This is a genomic window from Rothia sp. HMSC072B03, from assembly GCF_001809565.1.
Classification (GTDB): Bacteria; Actinomycetota; Actinomycetes; order Actinomycetales; family Micrococcaceae; genus Rothia; species Rothia mucilaginosa_A.
Window position 1 is genome coordinate 26,243 of the sequence record NZ_KV797964.1, and the last position, 6,850, is coordinate 33,092.

The window sequence follows — 6,850 nt, forward strand, 5'->3', positions numbered from 1 at the left end:
CAAATATTACGCGTCGAGACTGCCGTGGAACGTTTGTAAACGCTTTGATTAGTGAAAATACATGTGACCTGAATCTTTTGTGAAGAACGCTTTACTTAAGGTGAGAACGTGCTGTAAGCTGGAGCCAGCTTCAAGAGTTTCGACTGATAAGCTCCGACTATGGTCGAACGCCAACCCCATGTTCACGGGTGGCTCGGATGACGAAGCGGTTTGTATTCACCACCCTCAGAGGTGGTAACCGGTACAGACAAGAGCAACGCGAAAGGATCGCGCCACTCACGGCGCAGGTTGTCACATGTACAACGGCTCTGCAACCGAAGCAGTAATCTCTCTGAACCCCTCCCGCTCCTACCAGGACAGCCTGCGTGCCGCAGCAGTTCCCGCTCGAGGCGGTTTCACCGCGGTCAGCATTGACGACTACTCCCGCATTTCTTCTAAGCGCGACGAGTTCCTGAACTTCCTTCTTCTGCCCAACCCCGAGGGTATTCCCGCCATCGAAATCGCCGGTCTGCGCGTAGCGTAGCATTAGGGGTATGAACTTTTCCGGTATGCTCCTGGACTCCGACGTTCTCGCGGAGATTCGTAAGGCGAATCCAGACCCCGCCGTGGTTGCGTTTCTGCGCCGCCGCTCGTTTCGCCACATGTACATTTCGGTGTTGAGCATTGGTGAGCTCAAAGGCCTCTACCCCTACCCCGAGACCGACCGTTGGATTACCGAGCTGCTCGAACGCTTCGGCGACCACGTCATTGACGTGGATGCGCGCGTGAGCCTCGAGTGGGCGGGCCGTCAGGCCCCGCGTGGTCAGCACGCGGTGGGGCGCGACGACGCCGGCCCCCTCCCCACGGCCGCCCTGGAGGGGCTGATGGCCGCGAGCGCAAGCGCCTACGATCTGGAGCTGGTCTCCTCGAAGGCGCAGGTGTACCGTTCCTGGGGCGTGAACGCATCCAACCCCTGGACCGATCACTAGGGGTGCCGTAAAGATTCCCGCCGAGGGACTAACCCAAAAACTGACGCGACGTGCAAAAACCCGTCTCCAAGGGCCATCACCGGCCCTTCCGGAGGCGGGTTTCGTCGTTAAAACGTGGCATCATGGAAGGACGATGAAAAGCACCTCACCTATCTCCCGCTATTCCATGCCCATGCCCCTGTGGCTTCAGGGCGTCGTTGAGCTGATTCTGACCGCCCTGATGTCCGGCGTCCTGGTGGTGGCCGCCATGGCCGCCGTGTGGGCGACGAACGGTTTTGGCGGCACGGAGTTCTCGTCGGTGGCCGCGATGTCGGCCCACCTGTGGCTCCTGATTCACGGCGTTCCCCTGGACCTCTCGGCCGTCTTTGGCGCCTCCGCGGGCACCATGACCCTGGTGCCGCTGGGCCTGAGTATTCTGCCGCTGCTATTTTGCTACCGTTCCGGTCGCAGGCTGGCGCGCGCCTCGTACGAGGGGGAGTTCCTCATTCCGGTGCTCTCGGGTTCGGTGACCTACGCGCTGATTTGTTCGGCGGTGTACGGTTGGGCGAGCCCGAGCCCGAAGCCGCTGCAGGTGTTGAACGCCGCGCTGGTGCCGCTGGGTATCGTGGTGGTCGGCCTGATGTGGGGCGGCTACCGCGAGGCGCGTTCGCTTTCGCGCATGGTGGGTGTTGATACGGCGGAGCAGATTTCGCAGATGAGCCAGTACTCGCGCTGGGCCGGGTCCTACGCGTGGGCTGTGGTGCGCGCGGCGGCGGTTGCCGCGGTGGCCTTTGTGGGCCTGGGCGCGCTACTGCTGGCCCTGGGTATTCTGGGCGGGTGGTCGCAGGTGGTGGCCACCTACCAGGAGCTGCACGCGGGCCCGGTGGGTGATACCGCTGTGACGCTGCTGCAGTTGGGCTTCCTGCCCAACCTGGTGATTTACGCGATGGCCTGGTCGACCGGTGCCGGTTTCGCCTTTGGCGCGGGTACCTCGATCGGCCTGACGAGTAGCAATGCCGGGTCCCTGCCGATGCTGCCGATCCTGGGCGGGGTTCCTGAGTCCCTGGGAAGCGCCGGCCTGCTGGGTCTGCTGGTTCCGGTGGCCGCCGGTGCGATTGCCGGTTGGTGGTTCCTGCGTGAGGGTGAGGATCACCTGGACGAGTGGGTCGCCCTGAAGGTGCCGTTCCGTCCGCTTTCGGCCCTGCTATCCTCGCTTGCGCTGGGCGTGCTGACCGGTTTGCTGACTTCTCTGGCCGCCCTGTGGCTGGGTTGGATTTCCTACGGCTCGTTGGGCGTCGGCCGCTTCACCGAGGTGGGTGCCGAGCCGCTGAGCTTTGCGGGCCACACGGCTCTGTGGGTGGGGCTCGGCGTGGCTCTGGGTAACCTGCTCAGCCGCGCCCTGGTGCCCGATAGCAGCCGCGATCTGCCGCGATTTGCCGATGAGCGCCCGAACCTGGGCGAGCGCCTGATGAGCCTTGGTGCTTCCGCGAAGGAGCGCCTGGCTCAGCGTCGCGCGGAGCGTGCGGCCGAGCGTGAGGAACGCCGAGCTGCCGAGGAAGCCGAGGCTGAGCGTCGCGAGGCGGAGGAAGCTGAGGAAGCCAAGCGCCGTGAGGAGGAAGCTCGCAAGGCAGAATCCAAGCGCAAGGCCGAGGCTGAGCGTCGCGCCCGTGAGGAGGCCGAGGAGGCCAAGCATCGCGAGGAAGAAGCCGAGCGCAAGGCCGCCGAAGACTCCCGAAAGAGCGAGCCGAGCTCCGAGGACTCTGAGAATGAGGACTCGCAGGAGCCCTCCGAGGCGCACACGATTGTGGACGAGGTAGCCACCGGCCACGTGCCGGTGCACCCGCATGAGCCCGTGCACGCCTACCCCCTGGAGGCTTCCGACCCCGTGGCCGAGCGCGCCCTGGCGGATGCGCTCGCCGAGGTCGTTCCCGACGAGGACCTGCCCGAGCCGGTGGAATCCGACCTCTCCATCCCCGAGTTTATGAACCCCGAGCCCGAAAAACTCGAGCCCGCTTCCGCCGCGTCCGAGGCCGGTTCTGAGAACGAGAAGAAGGCGGCCCCGAAGTCCGCGGAAATCTCGAAGTCTTCCGCGAAGACCGCGGGGGAAGGCCCCGCCGAACCCGAGGACGCCTCCGAAAGCGCCGAGCCCGCTCGCCCGCGAGGCCGTGCCGGGCGCATCATGGCGTACTTCGGTTTCGGCGTTCAGCCCGCCGAAGGCTCCGAGGATGCCGCTCCCGACCGTTCGGAGCGCGAAGCCTCCGAGGCCCCGGAGGCCGAGCCCTCCGCGGCGGAACAGCGCGCCCGCAAGCGCCGCGAGAAGAAGGCGGCCAAGAGCGAGCGCAAGGCGCAGAAGAAGGCCGGGGGAGAGCGTGACTTCATGGAACGCGAGCTGGAGGTGCTCTCCGCCGACCAGGCCATGAACCGTATCTTTGGCGTGCGCGCCCAGACCGGCATCCTGCCGCTTCTGACCGACGAGGCCTCCACCGTGGAGCTGCCCCCGCTGCCGACCGGGGAAGAGGTTACCGGCTCGCAGGCCCCGAAGAAGAAATAGCTCGAAAAATAGCACGAAACCCGCGCGAGGATGACTCGTGCGGGTTTCGTGCTGTGTGCGCTCCGGCCGCCGCTAACGGGAGGAGGCCCCTGCCGTGCTGCCGGTGCCCGCGAAGCTGTCCATGCTGTTCTGGAGCATCTGGTCGCAGGTGTACATATCGGTGCCGGTCAGCGCGGCCGTGCGGCACTCGCGGTACTCCTGCATCCCCGGCATGACGGCCAGACCGATTCCGCCGATCACGGTCATGAGGCTGTAGAGGATGCTGAGGGAGGCGGCAACGTAGAAGATCCAGGGGCCGCGCGCGCTCGCGGTGCGCACGATGGCCCAGACGCTCAGTCCCAGGCCCACCAGCGCAAAGAGGAAAAGGCCCAGGAAGTAGGGCATGGGGGAGAGCACGAAGGAGGACGCCCCGAAGATGAGTAGCACGGAGACAATGAGAACCATGGCCGCGCGGAGCAGGATGCGCTGGCGCTGTAGCGGGTCCATCGGCGGCTTGCCGGGGTTTCCGCCGCCGGGCTGATGCGCGCCCGGCGCGCCGGGGTACTGTGCGCCGGGGTGCTGTCCGCTGTACCTGCCGGGGGTCGGCGGCCCCTGGCGCTGTCCCTGCTGCGGGTTGGAGGCGGGGCTCTGCGGCTGAGCCTGCTGCTGAGGGTTGCGGGGCTGGTCGTTCGGGGTGTTCGGCGGGGGAGTAGACATAGCTTTAAGGGTACCGTCCCTTCGGGCGTGGGGCCCGCCGCGCCGCCGTTCGTTCGCCTTCCGCGTCCGGACTCTGGAGCCCTCCGCTCTTCCGACCGTCCCGACCTACCGAGCGCTTCCGCAATACCTTCTCCCGTTTACGCGGGCGACCGTCTCTCCGAGCTCCCGCAACGCATGTGAGATGGGCTATACTGGTTGGGTGCGAATTGTGGTTATGGTATCCGGATCCGGAACGAATCTTCAGTCCATTCTCGACGCCGTAGCGGCGGGCGAGCTTCCCCTCGACATTGCGGCTGTTGGCGCCGACAAGCCCTGCCTGGGCATCGAACGCGCCCAGGCCGCTGGCGTGCCCACTTTCCTGGTGCAGCCCGGCGACTATGCAGACCGCCCGGCGTGGAACCGCGCCCTCGAAGAGAAGATTGCCTCCTACGAGCCCGATTACATCGTGTTCGCCGGCTTCATGCGCATCGTGGATGCGCAGCTGGTCGAGCGCTTCAGCAACCGCATTATCAACACCCACCCCGCCCTGTTGCCCTCCTTCCCGGGCGCACACGGCGTGCGTGACGCCCTGGCCCACGGCGTGAAGATTACCGGCCTGACCGTGCACTTCGTCGACGCCGGCGTTGATACCGGCCCCATCCTGGCGCAGGCCGCCGTGCCCGTGCTCGACGGCGATACCGAAGAAACTCTGCACGAACGCATCAAGGTGCAGGAGCGCCGCCTGCTCGTGCAGACCATCGCCGACCTCGCGCAGAAGCACTCTGCCGCATAAGTTTTTCATACGGCGGGTGGAGCGCACGCTCCGATTCCCCGCCCGTACAGACGTACCGTCGCGCCCCACCGCCCGAGTGGGGGCACCCCGTGCCCGGCGCGACGGTGGGGGTAAACCCCACCCGCACATCCCGCCCACCGGGGCGGACTCACATCCATCCACCAGCCGTGCCGCCGCATGTGCCGGGCACGGTGCAAAGTATCGGAGTATTTGTGTCTCTTATTGAGCTCGATCGCGTGCCCCTGCGCCGCGCCCTCATTTCTGTCTACGACAAGACCGGCCTGGAGGATTTCGCCCGCGGTCTGCACGAGGCCGGCGTGGCCCTGGTGTCCACCGGTTCGACCGCGGCGACCATTGCGGCCGCAGGCGTTCCCGTCACCGAGGTGACCGAGGTGACCGGCTTCCCCGAGTGCCTCGAGGGCCGTGTGAAGACCCTGCACCCGCGCATCCACGCCGGTATTCTGGCTGACCGCCGCAAGCAGGAGCACATCGACACCCTCGGTGAGCTGGACGTCGAGCCCTTCGATCTGGTCGTCGTGAACCTGTACCCCTTCGTCGAGACCGTGGCTTCGGGTGCGGATCAGGACGCCATCATTGAGAAGATCGACATTGGCGGCCCCTCCATGGTTCGCGCAGCTGCAAAGAACCACGATGCCGTCGCAATTGTGGTGGACCCGGCCGACTACGAGCGCACGGTTGAGGCCGCTAAGAACGGTGGCTTCTCGCTGGAGGAGCGCCGCCGCCTGGCCGCTGGCGCATTCGCCCACACCGCCGCCTACGACACCGCCGTGGCTACCTGGACCGCATCCCAGTTCCTGCAGGACGAGGACGCCAACTTCTGGCCCCCGTACGCCGGCCTGGGCTTCGAGCGCAGCGAGACCCTGCGCTACGGCGAGAACCCGCACCAGCGCGCCGCCCTGTACGTCAACCCGGCGGCCGCCCCCGGCATTGCACAGGCCGAGCAGCTGCACGGCAAGGCCATGAGCTACAACAACTACGTTGACGCCGACGCCGCCCTGCGCGCCGCCTACGACTTCGATGAGCCGGCCGTTGCCGTCATCAAGCACAACAACCCCTGTGGTATCGCCGTGGCAACCCCCGGTGCCGCCGATCCGATTGCGGACGCTCACGCGAAGGCGCACGCCTGCGACCCGCTGTCCGCATACGGTGGCGTGATTGCCGCTAACCGCCCGGTGACCGCCGCTATGGCTCAGACCGTCAAGGGCATCTTCACCGAGGTTGTCGTGGCCCCCGGCTACGAGCCCGAGGCCCTGGAGATTCTGCGCGAGAAGAAGAACCTGCGCCTGCTGGTTCTGCCCGAGGGCTTTAGCCGTGACGCCATCGAGTACCGCCCCATCTCCGGCGGCGCGCTCTTCCAGGAGGCCGACCGCCTGCAGGCTGAGGGTGACGACCCGAAGAACTGGACCCTGGTTGCCGGCGAGCCCGCCGACGAGGCCACCCTGCGCGACCTCGAATTCGCGTGGCGTGCACTGCGCTCGCCCAAGTCGAACGCCATTCTGCTGGCCGATAACGGCGCCGCAGTGGGCATCGGCATGGGTCAGGTGAACCGCGTGGACTCCTGCAAGCTGTCCGTTGAGCGTGCGAACACCCTCGGCGGCGAGGGTAACGAGCGTGCCCGCGGTGCGGTTGCCGCATCCGATGCGTTCTTCCCCTTCGCTGACGGCCTGCAGGTTCTGCTGGACGCCGGCGTGCGTGCCGTTGTGCACCCGGGCGGTTCGATCCGTGATGAGGAAGTTATCGAGGCCGCTAAGGCTGCCGGCGTGACCATGTACCTGACCGGTACCCGCCACTTCTTCCACTAAGATTTTGCGGCTACGCGTACCGCCGCGGCCGGACAAGCCGGGGAGGGGCGCGCTAGTTGGC

The 6,850-nt window shown here is 66.3% G+C and carries 6 protein-coding genes and 1 riboswitch; of the genes, 5 read left to right on the forward strand and 1 reads right to left on the reverse strand.

Translation table 11 applies throughout. From position 1 onward, the window contains the following. Positions 1–128 precede the first annotated feature (128 nt). A riboswitch (SAM riboswitch) is annotated at positions 129–260 on the forward strand. 35 nt (positions 261–295) lie between these two features. The 3 genes from HMPREF2630_RS00685 (at position 296) to HMPREF2630_RS00695 (ending at position 3,498) form a co-directional block, all read left to right on the forward strand. Further along, a complete protein-coding gene (locus HMPREF2630_RS00685; RefSeq protein WP_049342913.1) occupies positions 296–523 on the forward strand; it encodes a hypothetical protein in 228 nt (75 codons plus the stop codon). A 10-nt stretch (positions 524–533) separates the two neighbouring features. Further along, positions 534–968, forward strand: a complete 435-nt coding sequence (locus HMPREF2630_RS00690; protein ID WP_070482869.1) for a PIN domain-containing protein — start codon at positions 534–536, stop codon at positions 966–968. Positions 969–1,101: 133 nt separating this feature from the next. Next, positions 1,102–3,498 carry a cell division protein PerM gene (locus tag HMPREF2630_RS00695; RefSeq protein WP_070482872.1) on the forward strand — a complete coding sequence of 799 codons (2,397 nt, stop codon included), beginning with the start codon at positions 1,102–1,104 and terminating at the stop codon, positions 3,496–3,498. Positions 3,499–3,570: 72 nt separating this feature from the next. Here HMPREF2630_RS00695 and HMPREF2630_RS00700 read toward each other — a convergent pair whose 3' ends face one another. Then, positions 3,571–4,194: a hypothetical protein gene (locus tag HMPREF2630_RS00700; RefSeq protein ID WP_083298866.1), complete on the reverse strand. Its 624-nt coding sequence runs from the start codon at positions 4,192–4,194 to the stop codon at positions 3,571–3,573. A 214-nt stretch (positions 4,195–4,408) separates the two neighbouring features. Here HMPREF2630_RS00700 and purN point away from each other — a divergent pair, with 214 nt between their 5' ends. Together purN and purH are read left to right on the forward strand one after the other, a co-directional pair. After that, positions 4,409–4,966 carry a phosphoribosylglycinamide formyltransferase gene (gene purN / locus HMPREF2630_RS00705; RefSeq protein WP_049333074.1) on the forward strand — a complete coding sequence of 186 codons (558 nt, stop codon included), beginning with the start codon at positions 4,409–4,411 and terminating at the stop codon, positions 4,964–4,966. A 212-nt stretch (positions 4,967–5,178) separates the two neighbouring features. Next, positions 5,179–6,789, forward strand: a complete 1,611-nt coding sequence (gene purH / locus HMPREF2630_RS00710; RefSeq protein WP_049342917.1) for a bifunctional phosphoribosylaminoimidazolecarboxamide formyltransferase/IMP cyclohydrolase — start codon at positions 5,179–5,181, stop codon at positions 6,787–6,789. The last annotated feature ends 61 nt before the right edge of the window (positions 6,790–6,850 follow it).